Below are 17,890 nucleotides of genomic sequence, written 5' to 3' on the forward strand. Positions count from 1 at the left end.
CTAAGCCGCCTGTTCTGCGCGCTTCTTCTCGACCTGGCCGATGGCATCGACCACCGCATCGAAGGTCAGCATGGTCGAGGCGTGGCGGGCCTTGTAATCGCGCACCGGCTCCAGGTATTTCAGGTCGGCGAAGCGGCCTTCGGGCGGGGGGCCATTTTCCTTCAGCATCTTCAGCATCGTCTCGCGCACGCTGCGCAATTCTTCGGCACTGGCGCCGACGACATGCTGCGCCATGATCGAAGACGACGCCTGGCCAAGCGCACAGGCCTTCACGTCATGCGCGAAATCGGTGACGACGCCGTCATCCATCTTCAGATCGACGGTCACCGTCGAGCCGCACAGCTTGGAATGCGCCCGTGCGGTTGCGTCGGGCCGATCGAGCCGGCCGATCCGTGCGATGTTTCCGGCAAAACCCAGAATTTTCGCATTGTAGACATCGTCGATCATATTTTTCCAATCCGTCGCCGCCCAGCGAACAGCGATTGCCGCTCTGGCGTCTTCCTTTCGCTCGGCACGACCATATATAATGGTGGTAGTCGGGTATCGACAAGACGGACCAAAAGTCTCGTCCTGCCCAAATCAGTTCACGCCGCTTACGGGCTGGAAACCGACGAGTTTCTTACACCCGAAAGGTCGTGGTCCGTTCAACTCGTTCCTCCTGAGAGAGGAACTACGGGAGACGCCTTTTATGGACGCCGTCATCAAGAAACTCATGCCGCAGTCGGCCTATATGGAAAAGCCGGTCACCGACCGGCCGAGCGAAGCCGAAGTCGAAGCCGCGGTGCACACTTTGTTGCGCTGGACCGGCGACAATCCGGAGCGCGAGGGCCTGATCGATACGCCGAAGCGTGTCACCAAGGCGTTCCGCGAAATGTTCAACGGCTATGACATGTGCCCCGCCGAGGAGCTTGGCCGCACCTTCGAGGAAGTCGCCGGCTATGACGACCTCGTCATCGTCAAGGACATATCGTTCCATTCGCATTGCGAGCACCACATGGTGCCGATCATCGGCAAGGCGCATGTCGGCTATCTGCCGGACGGCAAGGTTGTCGGCCTGTCCAAGATCGCGCGCGTCGTCGACATCTTCGCCCATCGCCTGCAGACCCAGGAAGCGATGACCGCGCAGATTGCCGGCGTCATCCAGGACGTGCTCAATCCGCGCGGCGTCGCCGTCATGGTCGAGGCCGAGCATATGTGCATGGCCATGCGGGGCATCCGCAAGCAGGGATCCACCACGCTGACCTCGACCTTCACTGGCGTCTTCAAGGACACACCCGAAGAGCAGGTCCGCTTGGTCACCATGGTGCGCGGCGGCGGGATCTGAACCCGACCTCGCCGGCTTCGCTAGATAAGGACCGGCGAATGTCGGCATTGGAATTCCCGAAAGCTCCCTCAGACAAAAAGGCACTTGAGGAAGGCACGGTCCTTTCACCGCGCTTCGATGCCGGCGGCCTCGTCACTGTCGTCGTCACCGATGCCGAAGACGGCATGCTGCTGATGGTCGCGCATATGAATGCCGAGGCGCTGGCGCTGACACTCGAGACCGGCATCGCGCACTACTGGTCTCGCTCGCGCAACGCGCTTTGGAAGAAGGGCGAAACCTCGGGCAATGTGCAGCAAGTCGTCGAGATGCTCACGGATTGTGACCAGGACGCGATATGGTTGCGCGTCAAAGTGTTGGGTCACGAAGCAACTTGTCACACCGGCCGACGTTCATGCTTTTATCGGACGGTGGGACTGAGCGATGGCAAGGGGACGCTTGCCAGCGACGGCAGCAAGCCGCTGTTCGATGCGGAAAAAACGTATCGAAAGCCCAGTACGCCATCAATATGAACCATTCGCAGCGCTCCAGCCACGTATATTCATGATTTCGATACGGCCCGCCTCTAGGATGACCGTGGGACAAGGGAGATTGTGATGCTCGACTGGGCGTCATTGCTCAACAGACCTGACGTTCGGGAGGCCAATGGCGTCTCCTCGGCCGCAGGCGTATCCGAAACCAAATCTCCAGGTAAAACAGGGATCTCGCTGGCATTGGGCGGCGGCTGTGCGCGCGGCTGGGCGCATATCGGCGTGCTGCGCGCGCTTGATGAAGCCGGCATCGAAGTGTCGATGATCGCCGGCACCTCGATCGGCGCGCTGGTCGGCGGCTGCTATGTTGCCGGCAAGCTGGACGAGCTGGAAGAATTCGCGCGCAGCCTGACCAGGCGGCGCATTTTTGGCCTTCTCGACCTCAATTTACGCGGCAGCGGCCTGTTCGGTGGTATGAAACTCGACGCGCGGCTGCGCGAGCACATAGCCGGCATCCGCTTCGAGGATCTGCCAAAACCGTTCGTCTGCGTCGCTTCGGAAATCCGCACCGGCCATGAAATCTGGCTGTCGAGCGGCTCGCTGAGCACCGCCATGCGCGCCTCCTACGCGCTGCCCGGCGTGTTCGAGCCGGTCGCCTGCAACGGGCGCGTGCTGGTCGACGGCGCACTGGTCAATCCGGTGCCGGTCTCTGTCTGCCGCGCCTACGAGCAGCCGCTCGTGGTTGCGGTGAACCTTCACTACGACCTGTTCGGCCGCGCCGCGGTGATCAAGCACAGTGCCGGCGAGTTGGTCATCGAGAAAGACGCTCCGAGGGCCGGCCACGCCGATCCCGAACGCCAGTCGCGCGAGACACGGCTCGGCATCACGGGCGTCATGGTCGAGGCCTTCAACATCATACAGGACCGCATTTCGCGCGCCAGGCTGGCCGGCGACCCGCCGGACATGTCGCTGCAGCCGAAGCTCAGCCATATCGGCCTGACCGAATTCCATCGCGCCGACGAAGCGATCCGTATCGGCTACCAGGCAACGATGGCGCAGATCGGCGAACTGACCCGGCTGCAGACCGTCCTCGCTTAGGCAGAGCCGGTCGGTCAGTTCTCAGGCGAGCGCTGCGTCGATGATACGAAATTGCACCGTGCGGCTGCCGTTCCAGTGATTGCCCGATAGCGAGCCGGCGACATGCACCGGCTTGCCTCTGTTCTTGAACAGGAATTCGCCAAGAGCCGTGTCGATGGCGCGAAACGCGATCGCCCGGATGCGGCCGCCGCTTTCCGACTGCAGCTCGGCACGGATGTGGTTGGTGCCGACCGGCCGCGCGTCGGCAAGCCGATGACGCGGCAGGGCGAACACAGGGGCGACATGCCCGGCGCCGAATGGCCCGGCTCTTTCAAGTGCATCGAGCAGCCCAAGCGTGGCGCCCTCGGCGGCAAGCGCACCGTCGATCGCCAGGCTCTCCTCGCCTTGCAGCCGGAATACATCCACTGCCGCACGCTCTTCGAAAAAAGCCCGGAGCGCGCCGAGCTTCGCCCGCTCGACAGTGATGCCCGCCGCCATTCCGTGGCCGCCGCCCTTGACGATCAGCCCGGCATCGGCAGCCTCGCGCACCAGCCGGCCGAGGTCGAAGCCCGACACCGAACGGCCTGAACCGGTACCGACACCATTGGCGTTGAAGGCGATGGCAAAGGCCGGCCGCCTTGCATGGTCCTTGAGCCGCGAGGCAAGCAGGCCGACGATACCCGGATGCCAGTTGCTGCTGGCCGTAACCACGATGGCCGGACCATTGCCGCCGGCAAGCTCGGCGTCAGCCTCTGAGCGCGCCGCGGCCAGCATCTCCTGCTCCATTGACTGCCGCTCCTGGTTGAGCCGATCCAGCGTCTCGGCAATGGTGCGGGCCTCGACCGGATCGTCGGTTGCAAGCAGGCGGCTGCCAAGCGCTGCGTCGCCGATGCGCCCGCCGGCGTTGATGCGCGGACCAATCAGAAAGGCCAAATGGAACGTGCTGATCGGCTCGCCGATGCGCGAGACCCGCGCCAGCGCCGCCAGCCCTTCGTTTCTCTGCTGCCGTGCCACCTGCAGCCCCTTGACCACGAAGGCGCGGTTGACGCCGGTGAGCGGCACCACGTCGCAGACGGTGGCCAACGCCACCAGGTCGAGCAGGCCAAGCAGATCCGGCGGTGCGGCATCCGGCAGACGGCCGCGCAGGATCTTCGCCGTTTGCACCAGGCACAGGAAGACGACGCCGGCGGCGCAAAGATGGCCTTGCCCGGAAAGGTCGTCCTCGCGATTGGGGTTGACGACCGCAGCCGCCGCCGGCAACAGCCCGCCGACCTGATGGTGATCGAGCACCACGACGTCGGCACCGTCGGCCTTCGCCGCGTCGATGGAAGCAGCACTATTGGTGCCGCAATCGACGGTGACGATCAGCGTCGCGCCGCGCGAGACGAGTTCGCGCATCGCTTCCGGATTGGGGCCGTAACCTTCGAAGATACGGTCCGGTATGTAGATCTCCGACGGCACCGAGAAATGTGCGAGAAAGCGCTTGAGCAGCGCCGACGAGGCGGCGCCGTCGACATCGTAGTCGCCAAAGATCGCCACCTTTTCCCTGGTCATCACCGCCTGGGCGATGCGAGAGGCGGCTTTGTCCATGTCGGTCAGCGATGCCGGGTCGGGCAGCAGGTTGCGGATGGTCGGATCCAGGAACCGCTCGGTCAGCTCGGCGGTGACGCCGCGCCCGGCCAGCACGCGTGCCACGATGTCGGGCACGCCATAACCTTGCGCAATGGCGAGCGCGGCCATGTCCTGGCGCTCGGTCAGCCGGTGTTCCCAGGAAACACCAGTGGCCGACTGCCTAACATCGAGGAAAAAGCGTCTTTCCCCCATCACGTGACGCGCCGTCTGCAAAATTGTCATTGCACACGATATGCAACGGGCAACTGAGTCGAAATCAAAACTTTTCCAGATCCTGGTGCCTGGCCTTGATTTCGCGCACGGTTCGCGACGACGAACGCAGCACGATCGTGTGCGTGGTGATGAAATTGCGGCCGAACTTGACGCCAGCCAGCATGTTGCCGTCGGTGACGCCGGTCGCGGCAAACAGCACGTCGCCGCGTGCCATGTCTTGCGTGTGGTAAATCCGCTTGGGGTCGGAGATGCCCATTTTTGCCGCGCGCGCCAGCTTTTCCGGCGTATCGAGGATCAGCCTGCCCTGCATCTGGCCGCCGGTGCAGCGCAACGCCGCTGCGGCCAGCACGCCCTCCGGCGCGCCGCCGGTCCCGAGATAGATGTCGATGCCGGTTTCGTCCGGATCGGTGGTGTGGATGACCCCGGCGACATCACCGTCGCCGATCAACCGGATCGCGGCGCCCGTCGCCCGCACGGCTTCGATCAACGCCCCATGGCGTGGCCGGTCGAGGATGCAGGCGGTGATCTCCGCCACCGGCACCCCCTTGGCCCTGGCCAGGCTGGCGATGTTTTCGGCCGGCGAGGCATCGATGTCGATGATGCCATCGGCATAGCCCGGGCCGATGGCGATCTTGTCCATATAGACGTCCGGCGCAAACAAAAGGCTGCCTTTTTCGGCAATGGCGATGACGGCCAATGCATTGGGCAGGTTCTTGGCGCAGATCGTCGTGCCTTCGAGGGGATCGAGCGCGATGTCGACAGCCGGGCCTTTGCCGGTACCGACCTCCTCACCGATATAGAGCATCGGTGCCTCGTCGCGCTCGCCCTCGCCGATCACCACCGTGCCCTGGATGGCAAGATGGTTGAGCTCCTGCCGCATGGCGTCGACCGCGACCTGGTCGGCGGCCTTCTCATCGCCACGTCCGCGCAATCTGGCGGCCGCAACAGCGGCACGTTCGGTGACGCGCACCAATTCCATGGTCAGTATCCGGTCGAGGCCGGCGACAATGTTCTGGGCCACATTCATCGATGGACAATCCTCGTTGGCAGTTTAGCCTCCCGCCAGAGACGCGCTCCTTGTGTCAAAGCTCCGTGACAACAGCAAGACCTGCGCTGGATCTTTTTGAAAGCGCAGCAATATCAATCGATTGAGGGAAGCTTTAGCCTGCCCGCTCGATGCGGATGACTTGCGGCTTGTCGGTCAGAAGGCTGTCCCTGGTGATGCCGTCGACGGCCTTGCGCACCGCAGCCTCGGTCGTCTCGTGGGTGACAAGGATGACCGTCTTCTGTGCCTCGGTTTCCGGCCCGGCGGCATGCTGGACGATCGATTCCAGCGAAATGTCGTTGTCGGCCATGCGCTTGGCGATGGCGGCAAAGACGCCGATGCGATCGTGCACGGTCAGCCGGATGAAATAACCCCCGGCATGGCTGCGCATCTGCGCCTTCTTGTAGGGCTTCAATTCCTTCGCCGGCCGGCCGAAGACCGGACCATGCTGGAAGCCAGGCCGGCTTTTGGCGATGTCGGCAATGTCGCCGATCACCGCCGATGCGGTGGCGTTGCCGCCGGCACCGGGGCCGGAGAGCAGCAATTCGCCGAGGATGTCGGTCTCGATCGCCACCGCATTGGTGACGCCGTGCACCTGTGCGATGACCGATGCCGTCGGCACCATGGTCGGGTGCACGCGCTGTTCGATGCCGCTTTCGGTGCGCTGGGCGACGCCAAGCAGCTTGATCCGGTAGCCGAGATCGCCGGCCGCGCGGATGTCGGCCTGGCTGATGTTGGAGATGCCCTCCATGTAGATATCGTTGGCCGCGATCCTCGTGCCGAAGGCAAGGCTGGTCAGGATCGACAGCTTGTGGGCAGTGTCATGGCCCTCGATGTCGAAGGTCGGGTCGGCTTCGGCATAGCCCAGCCGCTGCGCGTCCTTCAGGCAGGCATCGAACGACAGGCCCTCGGCCTCCATGCGTGTCAGTATGTAGTTGCAGGTGCCGTTGAGGATGCCGAAGACGCGGGTCACCGAATTGCCGGCCATCGCCTCGCGCATCGTCTTGATGACCGGAATGCCGCCGGCCACCGCCGCCTCGTAGTTGAGCAGCACGCCCTTCTTCTCGGCAATCTCGGCCAGCGCCACGCCGTGCTTGGCAAGCAGCGCCTTGTTGGCGGTGACGACATGGCGGCCAGCTTCAAGTGCCGCTTTTACGGACGAGCGCGCCGGCCCGTCGTCGCCGCCGATCAGCTCGACGAACACGTCGATCTCGCCGGTCTGCGCCATCTTGATGGCGTCGTCGAACCACTGTGCGGTACCAAGATCGACGCCACGGTCGCGCTTGCGATCTCGGGCTGAAACGGCTGTGACGACGATGTCGCGTCCGCACTGCCGCGTCAGTTCCGCCGCCTTGTCGCGCAGCACGCGCGCCACCGACGCACCGACGGTGCCGAGGCCGGCAATTCCAACACGCAACGCTTCAGTCATCGGAGAGTCTGTCCGCCAGCTAGAATTGATTTTCGACCGCAACCAGATAGTCGTCGTTTTCATCAGGCTTCCGGGTCACGGTGACTATAGTCCCGGGCTGAAACTCCCACACTTCCGAGGCTGGTATGGGCTGGTCCAAGATGAGCTACGTGGTCGGATCAATTTGTTTTGCTTGCACCGGCCGCCAAACGGAAACCGACTCATCGATTAGCCTGACATAAACGACGGCTTCGACGTTCATGCTGGCGGGGTCGGTCATGGCTGTTGACTGAACCACTCAGCGATGCGCGGCGAGCGGAACGACATTGTTCGGCTGCTTGGCGCTGGACGCGAGGAAGCGCTTGATGTTGCGCGCTGCTTGCCGGATCCGGTGCTCGTTTTCGACCAGCGCGATGCGCACGTGATCGTCGCCATGCTCGCCGAAGCCGACGCCCGGCGCTACCGCGACGTCGGCGTGCTCGATCAGGAGCTTGGAGAATTCGAGTGAGCCGAGATGCTTGAACGGCTCCGGGATCGGCGCCCAGGCGAACATCGACGCCGCCGGCGCGGGAATGGTCCAGCCGGCACGGCTGAAAGCGTCGACCATGACGTCGCGGCGTTTGCGGTAGACGTCGCGCACTTCGGCAATGTCGGCACCGTCGCCGTTGAGTGCATGCGCCGCCGCAACCTGGATCGGCGTGAAGGCGCCGTAGTCGAGATAGGATTTCACCCTGGTCAGCGCCGAGATCAGCCGCTCGTTGCCGACGGCAAAACCCATGCGCCAGCCCGGCATCGAAAAGGTCTTCGACATCGAGGTGAACTCGACCGCCACATCGATCGCGCCCGGCACCTCCAGCACCGAAGGCGGCGGATTGCCGTCGAAATAGATCTCCGAATAGGCAAGGTCCGACAGGATGATGATGTCGTTCTTCCTGGCGAAGGCCACCACCTCCTTGTAGAAATCGAGCGAGGCGACCAGTGCCGTCGGGTTGGACGGATAATTGAGGATCAGCGCCAGCGGCTTCGGGATCGAATGGCGGATGCCGCGCTCCAGCGCCGGGATGAAACCGTCGTCCGGCTCGACCTGCAGCGAGCGGATGACGCCGCCCGACATGATGAAGCCGAAGGCGTGGATCGGATAGGTCGGATTGGGGCACAGGATCACATCGCCGGGGGCGGTGATCGCCTGCGCCATATTGGCAAAGCCCTCCTTCGAGCCCAGCGTCGCCACCACCTGGCTGTCCGGGTCGAGCTTCACGCCGAAGCGGCGGGCATAGTAATTGGCCTGGGCGCGGCGCAGGCCCGGAATGCCGCGCGATGACGAATAGCGGTGCGTGCGCGGATCGCGCACGACCTCGCAAAGTTTGTCGACGATGGCCTTGGGCGTCGGCAGGTCGGGATTGCCCATGCCAAGATCGATGATGTCGGCGCCGCGCGAACGGGCACTGGCCTTCAGCCGGTTGACCTGCTCGAAGACATAGGGCGGAAGCCGGCGGACCTTGTGGAATTCTTCCATGGCAGTTCCAGACAGTGAGGTTGCGGTCGCGCGTATAAGCTTATTTGCAATTAGGGTCGAGAGCGGGGTCGCATTTACCTTCGATCTGCTTCAGCGCCTCGGCGCCGTGTTTTTTTGCCAGTTGGTCCAGCGCTGCCTGGTCCGCGACCTTGACGACGCCGCCCTTCGCGGCCTGGCCCTGCTCCTCGGCCTTCAGTTGGGCGAGCTTGGCGTTCTTTTCCTCGTCGGTGAATTGCTCGGCCGCCACCTGCGGCGGGATGTTCAGGTTCGGATAGGAACCGGTGTCCTTCGCGCCGGCGAAGCCGGCGGCGGGCGCTGCACCCTCTATGTTGCTGCTCGTGCAACCGGCCATCGCCAGCAGGACGACCGCCATGCGGCAAAAACGACCAATGCCGGAAAAAACGTTCTTGCCAATATTAATCGTCATATTGTTTTCCTGGCGACCGGGTTAGAGCACATTGGACCCTGTCTGATATCCCATGGTAATATGTCAACAAAACGCTTCGGGAGGAACCCCGCGAACCATGTCCAAAACACCCGATTCGGGCAAAGCGGAAGATGACCAACCTTCGACCGTCGAGCAATATCTGGTGAAGGACCCGGAACGCTTCGCCCTGAACATGGCACGCATGATCGAGCAGGCCGGCAAGGCCGCCTCGGCATGGGCCGAGCCGCGGGAAAAGGGCGAGGTGCGCGATCACGTCGCCGAGCCGGTCGTCGACATGGTGAAGACCTTCTCCAAGCTCACCGAGTACTGGCTCTCCGACCCGCAGCGCGCGCTGGAGGCGCAGACGCGGCTGTTTTCCGGCTACATGACCGTCTGGGCCAACGCCGTCCAGCGCATCGGCGCCGGTGCCGAGGACGCCGAGGATGCGGTCAAGCCCGAGCGCGGCGACAAGCGTTTCCAGGACCCGGAATGGGGCCGAAACGCCTTCTTCGATTTCCTGAAACAGGCCTATCTCGTCACCTCGCGCTGGGCGGCCGAACTGGTCGAGCACGCCGATGGTCTGGACGAGCACACCCGCCACAAGGCCAGCTTTTATGTCAAGCAGGTCTCCAACGCCATCTCGCCGTCGAATTTCATCCTGACCAACCCGGAATTGTTTCGCGAGACCGTTGCCTCGAACGGCGAAAACCTGGTGCGCGGCATGAAAATGCTGGCCGAGGACATTGCCGCCGGCAAGGGCGACCTGAAGCTGCGGCAGGCCGATTATTCATCCTTCGAAATCGGCAAGAATCTCGCTACCACGCCCGGCAAGGTGGTCGGCCGCAGCGACGTCGCCGAGATCCTGCAATACGAGCCGACGACCGACACCGTGCTCAAGCGGCCGCTGCTGATCTGCCCGCCATGGATCAACAAATACTACATCCTCGACCTCAACCCGCAAAAATCCTTCATTCGCTGGGCCGTCGAGCAAGGCCACACCGTCTTCGTCATCTCCTGGATCAATCCGGACGAGCGGCACGGCGCCAAGAGTTGGGAGGCCTATATCAGGGAGGGCCTGCAATACGGCCTCGACACGATCGAAAAGGCCACCGGCGAAAAGGACGTCAACGCCATCGGTTATTGCGTCGGCGGCACGCTGTTGGCGGCAGCGCTGGCCTTGATGGCGCAGGAAGGCGACCAGCGCATCAAATCGGCGACCTTCTTCACCACGCAGGTCGATTTCACCTATGCCGGCGACCTGAAGGTGTTCGTCGACGAGGAGCAGGTCGCGGCCGTCGAAAAGGCGATGAGCGAAAAAGGCTATCTCGACGGCACCAGGATGGCGACTGCCTTCAACATGCTGCGCTCGGGCGACCTGATCTGGCCCTACGTCGTCAACAACTACATGCGCGGCAAGGATCCCCTGCCCTTCGACCTGCTCTACTGGAACGCCGATTCGACCCGCATGGGCGCGGCCAACCATTCCTTCTACTTACGCAATTGCTATCTCGAGAACAGGCTTTCGCAAGGCATGATGGAGTTGGCGGGCCGCGCGGTTTCGCTAAAGGACGTCACCATCCCGGTCTACAATCTCGCCTCGAAGGAAGACCACATCGCCCCGGCGCTTTCGGTGTTCCTCGGCTCGAAATATTTCGGCGGCGAGGTCGATTACGTCATGGCCGGCTCCGGCCACATCGCCGGGGTCGTCAATCCGCCGGCGGCGCAGAAATATCACTACTGGACCGGCGGCAAGCCGGTAGGGGACTTCGACGAATGGTTCGCCAAGGCGGCCAATCATCCTGGCTCATGGTGGCCGCACTGGCAACGCTGGATCGAAGCCAAGGACAATGCGCGCGTTCCGGCCCGCAAACCGGGCGAGCACATGCAAGTTCTGGGCGAAGCCCCCGGCACCTATGTCAAGGTGCGTGTGTAACCATCTGTAATGTGTGGTGAGTTGACGCGCCGCGAAAAGCGGGCGAAATGGTGCCGTCAACCCTGAGCAGCCTTGATTCATCCTCTAGCCACCAAATTGCTTTGAGGCTTGCAGATTTGGCACAGGTCTCGTTTCCGGTTCGGGAACAAGGGTCATTTCGACGAGACGTTTCGACGCCGCGCCAATGACGAACCGGTCGGATATCGAGGGGGAATTTGGTTTTGAAATCAGCAGGATCGCGCCTTGCAAAAGGGGAAAGCCGCGCCATTGTGGCGGCGCTTTTCTCGGTGCTCCTGGCGTCCTGCACCTCTGCCGGCGACCCGACCATGTCCGTCGGCATGCCTGGCTATAACGCCTCGGCCACCGAAATCAGCACGGCCGCCGGCGCGCCCCAGGCCAGTACGGCCGCGTCATCGTCGCAGATGACAAGCGCACAAATGACGATGAATACCGAGGGCGACGCCAGTCTTCCCGCGCAGGTCGCCTATGTGCCGATGGCCAAGCCGGGGGCCAAGCCCGACGCCGGCTTCCCGATCGCCGTTCCCACGGCAGCCGAGACGATCGCGGGACACACGCCGCAGCCGCTGCAACCAAACGCCCAGACGGCTGAACAGGCCGTGGCGCAGAACACTGCCGGCGCATCGAAGTCCGACGCCAAGGCCGCCGCGCCGGCGATGGACAACCCGGTCTATGTGACCGCCGGCGAAATGCCGCAGCCGCAGGCCTATGCGCCAAAGAAAAGCTTCCTGGCCTCGCTGTTCAGCGCTACGCCTGCTTCGGCCGCACCTTCTTCGCCGGCCAACAGCAGATCGGGCGGGCAGCCAGCGGTCGTGCAAGCCAAGGCGACGCCTGCGGCAAAGCCCACCGTCACCCTGGCCTCGGCCAATCCGGCTGAAAAGCCTGTGCAGCTGGTGTCGACCGGCGATACCAGCCACTTCACGGCCGATGCGCTGCCCGGCGTGCGTCAGACGGCGCTGTTCGAGATCAAGCGCAAATCCGGCCTCGACGATGAGAGTGATGTCGACCTCAATGAAGACGAAGGTTCGGGTGGCGCCTACCAGGTCGCCTCCGCCGCCGGCCTCGCCCGGCTGGCACCCAACGGCCTCCTGAAACAGAACGAAAGCGTCGACGTTGCCTGCTTGAAGCCGTCGCTGGTTCGCGTGTTGAAGACGATCGAAGGCCACTACGGCCGCAAGATGACGGTCACCTCCGGCTATCGCGATCCGGCCCGCAACCGCCGCGCCAACGGTGCCAAGAATTCGCTGCACATGTACTGCGCCGCCGCCGACATCCAGGTTCCCGGCGTCTCGAAGTGGGAACTGGCGAGCTATATCCGCACCATGCCGGGCCGCGGCGGCGTCGGCACTTATTGCCACACCGAATCCGTCCACGTCGATGTCGGCCCCGAGCGCGACTGGAACTGGCGCTGCCGCAGGCGCGGCGGCTAGTCTCTTCTCGTGCTGCGATGCCCGCCTTCTCTGCGACATTCCTGATGCGGCGGAATCAGACTTGGCTGCCGAAAAAACGCGGTTTGGCGCCAAAGGAAAAAAGTTGTCGCAGCCGGCGGCAGACGGGTTGCCGGTTTGTCGCGACGCAACTATAAGCGCTCACATCTGAGCGCGCCCATCGTCTAGCGGTCAGGACACCGCCCTTTCACGGCGGTAACAGGGGTTCGATTCCCCTTGGGCGTACCAGAGATTTTCAAGCCTTAGCACATGCCATCACTAACGCGATGCTGCGTAACCTTGCCGGACCACCACCCTGATGAGGATGTCGGCAAAGGCTGCAAAGACAAATCGAGGATTTTGTTGATGGCGGCTACGCCCGCAGCCCCCTCGCCTCGCCGCTGCGCTTGCGCGGCACCATCATATCCCTGGCCAGGAGGCCGCTCACCCGGCAAAAGGCCATGAAGGCCCGCCATGCGTCCTCGGTCTCGACGATGTCCACAGTGGCGCCGAAACAGGCGTTGAACGCGGCCTGGTAGCTTGGCCCCTTCCGGCGAACCGGCCATGTTTGCAGGAAATCGAGCGCCTGCTCGACGCTGTAGATTTCCTCGACCGGCTGGCCGGGCACAGGCGTGATCCGCACCGGCACCTCGAATTGCAGTCTGTCCATTCGATCTCTCCCGAACCGACGCCCCCGCAGCAACGCCGTTCGTCGCAAAAAGTTACTGTGGCGGCTTCATGCTTGGGGCCGACTTCTCGCCTAGAAATGTGTCGTCACTGCGGTAGCCAATGAACTGGTCGGAAGCATGGGCCGCTACAGGCAAGGAGAGTGCCCCCAAAGGCCTGAATATCGCCGGTCTTCGGTCGCCGCCGGCAGTTCGTCCTTGAACCTTGCGCTTTCCAGTGCCAAATCTGGGGAGATTTCTCTCGCGGGGCTCATCCAGGCCCCTCCCATCCCTGCAAGACGGACAAAAATGGTCACCTATCTCGACGCCGCCACGGCACCGCTCAGAAACACCGGCCAGATCCGTCTTTACGACGAGGAAGGCTTTGCCGGCATGCGCAAGGCTTGCGATCTCACCGCGCGCTGCCTCGACGAACTGGTGCCGATGGTGGCGCCCGGCGTCACCACTGAGGCGATTGATCGTTTCGTCTTCGAATTCGGCATGGACCATGGCGCGCTTCCGGCGACGCTCAACTACCGCGGCTACACGAAATCATCCTGCACCTCGATCAACCACGTCGTCTGTCACGGCATACCCGACATCAAGCCGTTGAAGGATGGCGACATCGTCAACATCGACGTCACCTATATCCTCGACGGCTGGCACGGCGATTCCTCGCGCATGTATCCGGTGGGCACGATCAAGCGTGCCGCGGAGCGGCTGCTCGAAGTCACGTATGAGTGCCTGATGCGCGGCATTGCGGCGATCAAGCCGGGCGCCCGCACCGGCGCCATCGGCGCCGCTATCCAGACCTATGCCGAAGCCGAGCGTTGCTCGGTGGTGCGCGATTTCTGTGGCCACGGCGTCGGCCGGCTGTTTCACGACGCGCCGAACATCCTGCATTACGGCAGCGCCAGCGAAGGCGTGGAGATGCGGCCGGGCATGATCTTTACCGTCGAGCCGATGATCAATCTCGGCCGGCCGCATGTAAAGGTGCTGTCGGACGGCTGGACTGCGGTGACGCGCGACCGGTCGCTGTCGGCGCAGTACGAGCACACGATCGGCGTCACTGAGACCGGCTGCGAGATTTTCACGCTGTCGCCAAAAAACCTCGACCGCCCCGGCCTGCGGGCCTAGTGTCTGGCAGATCGGGCGTCACCTTGCCCGGCAAATGCTGGGTGCGGGCAGCCATGACCGGTGACGATGACGAGCGGGCCTTCTTTCCCGAAAAGCCAATGCGATCGTCCGCCAAGGCAGTGGCCGCCGACAAGCCGCATTATCTCGGCCATCGCGACCGCTTGCGCGAGCGCTTCGCCGCCGGTCCCAACACCCTCCCAGACTACGAACTGCTCGAGCTTTTGTTGTTTCGGCTGATCCCGCGCGCCGACACCAAGCCGGTCGCCAAGGCATTGCTGGCGCGCTTCGGCACGTTGGCCGAAGTGCTCGGCGCGCCTGTCGAGCGGCTGCAGGAGGTGAAGGGCATCGGCCCGGCGGTGGCGCTCGAGCTGAAGGTGGTTGCTGCAACGGCGCAGCGCATGGCGCGCGGCGAGATCGCCGGCCGCGAGCTTTTGTCAACCTGGACGCAGGTTCTCGAATACTGCCGGTCGGTCATGGCCTTCGAGGAGCGGGAGCAGTTCCGCATCCTGTTCCTCGACAAGAAGAACGCACTGATCGCCGACGAAGTGCAGCAGGTCGGCACCGTTGACCACACGCCGGTCTATCCGCGCGAGGTGGTCAGGCGCGCCTTGGAGCTCTCGGCGACGGCGATTATTCTAGCTCACAACCATCCATCGGGCGATCCGACGCCGTCGCGCGCCGACATCGAGATGACCAAGCTGATCATCGAGACGGCCAAACCGCTTGGCATTGCCGTTCACGATCACATCATCATCGGCAGGAAAGGCCATTCCAGCATGAAGGGCCTGCTGCTTATTTGATTATTTGAGGGTTGTTGTTACCGGCCTGGCCTGCCACGCGCATATTGATGCGACGCTCAACGCCGATCGCGCCGGTAAATGCGGGGACTCACGCTCAGCTGGCTGTGCGCAGCCGCCGGGATCGAACAAAGGCCTTTAGTCCGTCGGAATCGAGCGCGTAGCCGAAGGCATAACCCTGCAACATGTCGCAGCCCAGGCCTTTGAGTATCCGTGCGTGCTGCATCGTCTCGACACCTTCCGCCACGACCTCGATACCCAAGGACTTGCCGATGTCAATGATTGACGAGACAACCTGCCTTCTTTGCGGCGATTTGACGATTGGGGTGACCAGCTGCCGATCTATCTTTAGCCGGCGAGGCTGCAACTTGAGCAAACTGACTATCGAAGCGTAACCGGTGCCAAAATCATCTATTTCGATGTCAATCCCGAGTTCTTTTATCTGCTCGATATTCCAGGTGACAAGGTCGTCGTTTTCGTCCAGGAAAATTGACTCAACAAGCTCGAATGAAACTGTCCCTTTTTTGATATTTTGTTCTCGCAAGCTCTTGATGAGCGCCTCATCTTGAAGGCGTCGCGCCGAAACATTGACCGATACCCGCGGAATGTGGAGTCCAGCATCGGACCATTCTTTGAAGTCCAAAAGCGACTGCTTCAATATGGCTTGGTCGATGATCGATACCACATTCAGTTCTTCCGCAATTCTCAGGAAGACATCGGGCGCCAAAATACCCTTTTCTGGATGTCTCCACCTCGCCAGCGCCTCAACCCCAACGATTTCGAGCGTCTTTGCGTCAAATTGGGGCTGGTAGAAGGGGATGAACTCGTTGCGCTCAAGGCCGCCGAGAATTTCGTCGGCAATCCGCTTTGTATCGACGATTTCGCTTTGCATCGCGTCGGTGAAGAATTCGTATCGATTGCGCCCACGCCTCTTTGCTCGGTAAAGCGCGATATCGGCGTTTACCAGCAGGTGTTTGGCTTCGATATTTTTTCCGTTGTCGACTGCGATTCCCACGCTGACACCAAAACGGCATCGATGGCCCTGGTAGTAGACCGGTTCGCGCATCTGGCTGATGACGCGGTCAGCGAGCAGCGCCAGTTGCTTGGTATCGTCGCGCACCACGCACAGAACGATGAATTCGTCTCCTCCGATGCGGGCGACGAATCCCTCGTCGCCGACCTTCGATCTGAGGACTGTTGACGCGTGAATCAACATTGCGTCACCGGCGGCGTGGCCCAGCGTATCATTGATGTGCTTGAACCGATCCAGATCGATGTGAAGCAGTGCCGCATGCCCGCCTGAGCGCCTGGCGTTTGCCGCGTAATCTTCCAGTACCTGGTCGAGGTAACGCCGGTTGGGCAAGCCGGTCAACGAGTCATGAAGCGCGATGTGCTCTATGCGCGCTTTGGCCGACTCGAGTTCTGCATTTTTCGACTCGGACAGCTGTTTTGCGCGAACCAGATCCTGGTTCAGCAGGACATCGGCTGTAACGTCCCATTCCGCGCCGATCATTTTTGGAGTGTTGTTTGCGACCCGGTAAACGATCGCCTTGGACCGGACATGACGGACCTCGCCATCCGGACGCACAATCCGGTACTCCGACAAATATGGTCGTCCGCTGGCCACCGCGCTGTCGAAATCTGCGTTGGCGGTAGCCAAATCATCTGGGTGGATTGCACCCGCCCAGTCTATGTAGCCCCGGTGCTCCCCGGTTGATTTGCCATATATCTCATTTACGCGATCATCCCACGTAAGGTCGTTGGTCGCGAGATCGTGTTCCCAAACCCCAATAGCCGAGGCTTCCAGAGCGAGTTCCAGGCGTCGTGACAATCGACGCAATTCCGCATAATTGCGCTGTCTTTCGCCGATCAGGCGACCTGTGACCAGGAAGGGGAACACAACCAAGGCCCCGGCCGTCGCCATGATCGCGCGCAACAACCATGCGTTACTTGGCGTCGAAGGCCAGCCATTTTTGGGAATGGCCGCGATCTGCCACGAACCGGACGGGAGCAAAACGTCGGCCGTCACCGGATCGCTTTTGCCGATCCGCTCATTGCCGTAGAATTGGTCTCCATTTTGGCCGAGAGCGTCCCTGCCGATCAGCGCTATGTCAATCCCGAGATCGTCGTCAAGCAGCCCGCTCGCCCGATAGAGACGCTGCACGTCGACAACGGCGGAAATGATGCCCCAGAACCTTTCCGTATTGCCCGCGCTCCGCACGAAAACCGGAAAGCGACCGATAAAGCCTTGTCCTCCCTGCTTCAGATCGACGGGACCGGCAAGCACCAGCTTGCGTTCGTCTCGCGCCCTTAGCGCAGCCGCACGCTGCCGCTCGTTCTTGCGGTAATCGAGGCCCATCGCCTGCTCGTTACCCTCCATCGGGTACATCAGGGAAACGACCAGATCGGGCGCGCCGGCAATATTGTTCAATTGCGAGTCCGCGCCAAACAGATTACTCGCCAGCGAAGCGAAGCGTTGCTGTCCCATATAGGGCTCAGTTACGACCGCAGCGACCAGTCCATGCACGAGTTGAAGGTTTCCGTTGATATTGCCTTCGAGCTTGGCGCGGATGAGGTTGACCTTGGTCAGCACGTCCGCACGGACGGCCTGGTCCGAGACGATCTTGTTCTGGTGCTCCGCGAACGCTGCGCTGATAAGGATGACGACAAACGCGATCGCCGCCGGAATATTTGCCGACGAAAAGACGGCCTCCTTAATGCCGCCGAACCTAGCGCGGAAAAAAGCCAATAGGCGATTCCTCAATTGCCATTTCAGGTTCTCGGGTCGATCCGATGAGGAATAT

The 17,890-nt window shown here is 62.2% G+C and carries 15 protein-coding genes and 1 tRNA gene; 8 read left to right on the forward strand and 8 right to left on the reverse strand.

Translation table 11 applies throughout. From position 1 onward, the window contains the following. Positions 1–447 (reverse strand): iron-sulfur cluster assembly scaffold protein, encoded by a 447-nt coding sequence (locus NKI85_RS02495; protein WP_352530429.1) that lies wholly within the window; start codon positions 445–447, stop codon positions 1–3. A 241-nt stretch (positions 448–688) separates the two neighbouring features. On the opposite strand from NKI85_RS02495, the gene folE reads away from it, so the two are divergent. The 3 genes from folE to NKI85_RS02510 all read left to right on the forward strand — a co-directional run bounded on the left by folE (position 689) and on the right by NKI85_RS02510 (position 2,889). Beyond that, positions 689–1,324, forward strand: coding sequence for a GTP cyclohydrolase I FolE (folE, locus tag NKI85_RS02500; RefSeq protein WP_352775643.1), 636 nt, complete (start codon positions 689–691; stop codon positions 1,322–1,324). A 38-nt stretch (positions 1,325–1,362) separates the two neighbouring features. Next, complete coding sequence (gene hisI, locus NKI85_RS02505) at positions 1,363–1,833, forward strand: phosphoribosyl-AMP cyclohydrolase (RefSeq protein ID WP_352530425.1); 471 nt, start codon at positions 1,363–1,365, stop codon at positions 1,831–1,833. A gap of 84 nt (positions 1,834–1,917) precedes the next feature. Then, positions 1,918–2,889, forward strand: a complete 972-nt coding sequence (locus NKI85_RS02510; protein WP_352530423.1) for a patatin family protein — start codon at positions 1,918–1,920, stop codon at positions 2,887–2,889. A gap of 21 nt (positions 2,890–2,910) precedes the next feature. Here the strand turns inward: NKI85_RS02510 and recJ are convergent, their stop codons facing one another. The 5 genes from recJ to NKI85_RS02535 form a co-directional block, all read right to left on the reverse strand. Beyond that, positions 2,911–4,722: a single-stranded-DNA-specific exonuclease RecJ gene (recJ, locus tag NKI85_RS02515; RefSeq protein ID WP_352530421.1), complete on the reverse strand. Its 1,812-nt coding sequence runs from the start codon at positions 4,720–4,722 to the stop codon at positions 2,911–2,913. Between the two features lie 34 nt (positions 4,723–4,756). Next, entirely contained in the window at positions 4,757–5,740 is a 984-nt protein-coding gene (gene glpX, locus NKI85_RS02520; protein ID WP_352530419.1) for a class II fructose-bisphosphatase, read from the reverse strand. Positions 5,741–5,873: 133 nt separating this feature from the next. Beyond that, positions 5,874–7,187, reverse strand: a complete 1,314-nt coding sequence (locus tag NKI85_RS02525) for a homoserine dehydrogenase (protein WP_352530417.1) — start codon at positions 7,185–7,187, stop codon at positions 5,874–5,876. A 277-nt stretch (positions 7,188–7,464) separates the two neighbouring features. Then, positions 7,465–8,682, reverse strand: a complete 1,218-nt coding sequence (locus tag NKI85_RS02530; protein ID WP_352530413.1) for an LL-diaminopimelate aminotransferase — start codon at positions 8,680–8,682, stop codon at positions 7,465–7,467. A 40-nt stretch (positions 8,683–8,722) separates the two neighbouring features. After that, complete coding sequence (locus tag NKI85_RS02535; RefSeq protein WP_352530411.1) at positions 8,723–9,055, reverse strand: hypothetical protein; 333 nt, start codon at positions 9,053–9,055, stop codon at positions 8,723–8,725. 151 nt (positions 9,056–9,206) lie between these two features. Between NKI85_RS02535 and phaC the strand changes: the two genes are divergently transcribed. From phaC to NKI85_RS02550, 3 genes are all read left to right on the forward strand, one after another. Then, entirely contained in the window at positions 9,207–11,042 is a 1,836-nt protein-coding gene (gene phaC / locus NKI85_RS02540) for a class I poly(R)-hydroxyalkanoic acid synthase (RefSeq protein WP_352530409.1), read from the forward strand. Positions 11,043–11,257: 215 nt separating this feature from the next. Then, entirely contained in the window at positions 11,258–12,490 is a 1,233-nt protein-coding gene (locus tag NKI85_RS02545; protein WP_352775651.1) for a YcbK family protein, read from the forward strand. 171 nt (positions 12,491–12,661) lie between these two features. Then, positions 12,662–12,736, forward strand: a tRNA-Glu gene (locus NKI85_RS02550). Positions 12,737–12,860: 124 nt separating this feature from the next. On the opposite strand, the gene NKI85_RS02555 is transcribed toward NKI85_RS02550, so the two are convergent. Further along, a complete protein-coding gene (locus NKI85_RS02555; RefSeq protein WP_352775654.1) occupies positions 12,861–13,157 on the reverse strand; it encodes a DUF982 domain-containing protein in 297 nt (98 codons plus the stop codon). 304 nt (positions 13,158–13,461) lie between these two features. Between NKI85_RS02555 and map the strand changes: the two genes are divergently transcribed. Both map and radC read left to right on the forward strand, forming a co-directional pair. Beyond that, a complete protein-coding gene (gene map / locus NKI85_RS02560) occupies positions 13,462–14,289 on the forward strand; it encodes a type I methionyl aminopeptidase (RefSeq protein WP_352532331.1) in 828 nt (275 codons plus the stop codon). 53 nt (positions 14,290–14,342) lie between these two features. After that, on the forward strand, positions 14,343–15,089 hold the full coding sequence (gene radC, locus NKI85_RS02565; protein ID WP_352776219.1) for a RadC family protein: 747 nt from the start codon (positions 14,343–14,345) through the stop codon (positions 15,087–15,089). Between the two features lie 94 nt (positions 15,090–15,183). Here the strand turns inward: radC and NKI85_RS02570 are convergent, their stop codons facing one another. Beyond that, positions 15,184–17,763 (reverse strand): bifunctional diguanylate cyclase/phosphodiesterase, encoded by a 2,580-nt coding sequence (locus NKI85_RS02570; protein WP_352776221.1) that lies wholly within the window; start codon positions 17,761–17,763, stop codon positions 15,184–15,186. Positions 17,764–17,890 lie beyond the last annotated feature (127 nt).

The sequence above is a fragment of the Mesorhizobium sp. M0571 genome, assembly GCF_040320985.1.
Taxonomy (GTDB): Bacteria; Pseudomonadota; Alphaproteobacteria; order Rhizobiales; family Rhizobiaceae; genus Mesorhizobium.